The sequence below is a fragment of the Rothia sp. HMSC072E10 genome, from assembly GCF_001813965.1.
Classification (GTDB): Bacteria; Actinomycetota; Actinomycetes; order Actinomycetales; family Micrococcaceae; genus Rothia; species Rothia mucilaginosa_A.
Genome location: NZ_KV814479.1, coordinates 11,320 through 14,371, shown reverse-complemented (window position 1 = coordinate 14,371; position 3,052 = coordinate 11,320). Strand labels below are relative to the sequence as shown.

The following is a 3,052-nucleotide window of genomic DNA, read 5'->3' as shown; positions in this document are numbered from 1 at the left end:
CCTAGCACCGTTCCCTGGGAAAAGTCTGGGCTCCAGCGGCGCCTCTCCGAACCCGAAATGCCTGGGCAAAATACCGAAGACCGAGAGCACGCGTACGAGAACGCCCCGCACGCATCACGTTCGGATGCGCACGGGGCGAGGTGCCGCGATATGTGAGGCTTCTTATGGATTTTAGTTCGTGACCGAGCTGATCTTCGTCGGCTTCACAGGTTCCTTGGGGACGCCCACGCCGCCTTCCACGGGGGCGGGAAGCTTGGGGGTTTCCAGGGTGTTAATGAGGTCCTTGGGCACATCGCCCTGGTGGTAGGAAATATAGACGGTACCGCTCCCCTTGACCACGATGCGTTCGCCGTCAGGCTTAATCCTGATCCAGGAACCGTCGATGTCCACTAGCTCCGCCTCGCCGTTGGCCCTTGCACGGCTCCAGCTACCGTCATTCTTGATGCGGATGATGTACTCGTTGTCCTTCCCCGCAACCAAAGTGACCTTGTTCTTTTCTGAGGTGTAGGTCTTACCATCGGCGTTTTCACCCTTAACGACGCCACGGGTCCCCTCAGCGATAGAGACTGAATTGGCGTACGTTTTGTAGAGGTCCATGGCCAGCTTCCGCGACTTGGCAGCCCCGTCCTCCTCCGTTGAGTCGCTGCTAGCGGTCTCCCCGGCAGAAGCGCTCGAGGAGGGCTTAGAAGAGCTCTCGCTACTTGCGGAGGGGGATTCGCTGGCAGATTGTGAGTCCTCTGCGGAGGGCGAGGCAGAGGGTGAGGCGGAGGCGCTTGCCGATGCGGAATCACGGGAGGCTACGGGGGCCTTCACCGCGGGGGCGCAGGCGGCCAGGCCGAGCAGGCTTGCCAGGCTTAGAGACAATACAGCAATAGACTTCTTCACGGAGACATTCTCTTTCCGTCAAGCGTCGTAACCCGGTCACGACGCCGTGTATGGGTGTAGCTGACGTGCCCTGTCTGGGGCACGGCACCATCCTAGCACCGTTCCCTGGGAAAAGTCTGGGCTCCGGCGGCGCTCTCTAAACCCGAAATACCGGGGAAAAATACCGGAAGCCGAGAGCACACGTACGAGAACGCCCCGCACGCATCCACGGGGATACGTACGGGGCGAACGGGTCTAGTCAGTCGCCGGTTATGGCGATGGGTGCTGCTAGTTCGTTGCCACGCTGCTCGGCGTGACGGGGGTCTTCGGAGCGGGGAAATCTCCCACCGGAGCCGGGGTCTTGGGCACCTCCAGGGACTGGTAGTCAGTCGAAACCTCGAAGGTCTTGATATTCACGATGGAAGTTGCGCCGTTCTCATCAATATGAGCCACTTCGCCGTTGGTCTTGAAGAGGGCCCAGGAGCCCTTCGCGTCCACGGTGACGACCTCGCCCTCGGGAGTCACGCGTAGCCAGCTGCCGTTGTTCTGAACGGCGATGTAGTTACCGTTCTTGGCCTCGACAATAGCGATGCTTCCGTCAGAGGCGGCGTACACGTTGCCATCGGCGTTCGTAGTCTTCTTGGCGCTCGGGTCCTTCTTAGCCTCTTCGACAGCTTCCTTGTAGGTCTCGTAGACCTTCGGGCCGTAGCTGCTATCGCTGGCGCCATTGGGCAGGGCGGGATTAGCCGACGAACCGCTCGCCTGGGTCTCTGATCCCTTGGTGGAGGACTTGGCGGAGGAGCTCGAAGTCGACTCAGCCTTAGCGGAGGAAGAGCTAGAGGAGCTAGTGGATTCGGAGGAGGCGCTGGAGGAGCTCGAGCTATTCGCGCTTGCAGAGGCGGTAGCGGAGACAGAAGCGCTGGAGGATGCGCTCTGGCTACTATCCGGGTTCTTCGGGGAGGACCCACAGGCGGCCAGGCCGAGCAGGCCTGCTAGGCTCAGAGACAGTACAGCAATAGACTTCTTCACGGCGGATTTCTCTTTCCGTCATGCGTCGCGACATCATCGCGACGCTGTGTATAAATATGGTTGGTGACACCCGTTTTTGGGCGCGTCCATATATTAGCACCGTTACCTGGGAAGCGCCTGACCCTCATTCTTCCCTTGAACCTAGAAATACCCCGAACGCATCACGTTCGGATACGCGCGGGGTATCGGATCCCAGATTCGGGAAGCTATTTCTGTTTCATGGAGTCTACGACCTCGGAGAACTTACCGATTTTAGTTGCCTTGACGGGAGTTACAGGGGTGCCGTTGAAGCCATCGATACGGCCGGGGGTCTTCGGGGTCTTGATGGCTGACACGTCGGTGCCTTCTTCGAGGGTCTTGGTGTTCATGATGGCGCCGGTGCCGTCCGCCTTAACGACGGTGTAAAGGTTATCCTTTGAGTTGGCCACGGCCCAAGAACCATCCTTGTTCACGAAAACGGTGACTCCATCGGAGCCCATGCTGGTCCACTCACCGTCGCTCATGATGCCGATAACGGTGCCGTCCTTGCCTTCGACGTAGGCGACCTCATCGTTGTAGTATGCGGTTCCGTCGCTGCTTTCGGTCTTCTTCACTCCGGGCTTCTCCTGGAATTTCTTCACGAATTCCTTAGCAGCACTGTAGCTTGTCTTGTCCGACTGCTGGGAGTCATCCCCTGCGCCCTTAGATGCTTCCGTGGCGCCGGAGGAATCTGCCGAGGAAGTCTGGGTGCTCTTAGCTGCAGCCTTGGTGGTTTCCGCCGCCGAGGGGCTTGCAGAGGCGGTCGCCGAGGGGCTTGCAGAGGCGGTCGCGGATGCAGATGCCGACGCACTTGCGGAACCGCTGGGGGCGGACACTTTGTAACCGCCGCAGGCCACGAGGCCGAGGGCTCCCGCGATGGTCAGGGACAGAACAGCAATGGACTTCTTCATCGTGGTTTCTCTTTTCTGTATGCGCCGCTCTGCGACGGCGCAGTGCGTAGTGTGGCTGTGGTGTACACCAGCGTATCCGGGATACGTCCTCATGCTAACACCGAGACCTGAAAACTCCCTGGGTTACCGCGCCGCAGGTGGACCCCTCCCCCGCTACTATCACAGCCCTTTGTGTTCAAGCTCCCTAGAACACAAAAACGCCCCGCACGCATCACGTTCGGATGCGCACG

At 59.7% G+C, this 3,052-nt stretch carries 3 protein-coding genes; all 3 read right to left on the bottom strand.

Annotated elements, in window-relative coordinates; all coding sequences use genetic code 11:
* Nucleotides 1-171 precede the first annotated feature (171 nt).
* The 3 genes from HMPREF2944_RS09090 to HMPREF2944_RS00455 all read right to left on the bottom strand — a co-directional run bounded on the left by HMPREF2944_RS09090 (nt 172) and on the right by HMPREF2944_RS00455 (nt 2,822).
* Nucleotides 172-885: a hypothetical protein gene (locus HMPREF2944_RS09090; protein WP_070679385.1), complete on the bottom strand. Its 714-nt coding sequence runs from the start codon at nt 883-885 to the stop codon at nt 172-174.
* Nucleotides 886-1,152: 267 nt separating this feature from the next.
* Complete coding sequence (locus HMPREF2944_RS00460) at nt 1,153-1,893, bottom strand: transcriptional regulator (protein ID WP_070679382.1); 741 nt, start codon at nt 1,891-1,893, stop codon at nt 1,153-1,155.
* 206 nt (nt 1,894-2,099) lie between these two features.
* A complete protein-coding gene (locus HMPREF2944_RS00455) occupies nt 2,100-2,822 on the bottom strand; it encodes a preprotein translocase subunit SecD (protein ID WP_070679379.1) in 723 nt (240 codons plus the stop codon).
* Nucleotides 2,823-3,052 lie beyond the last annotated feature (230 nt).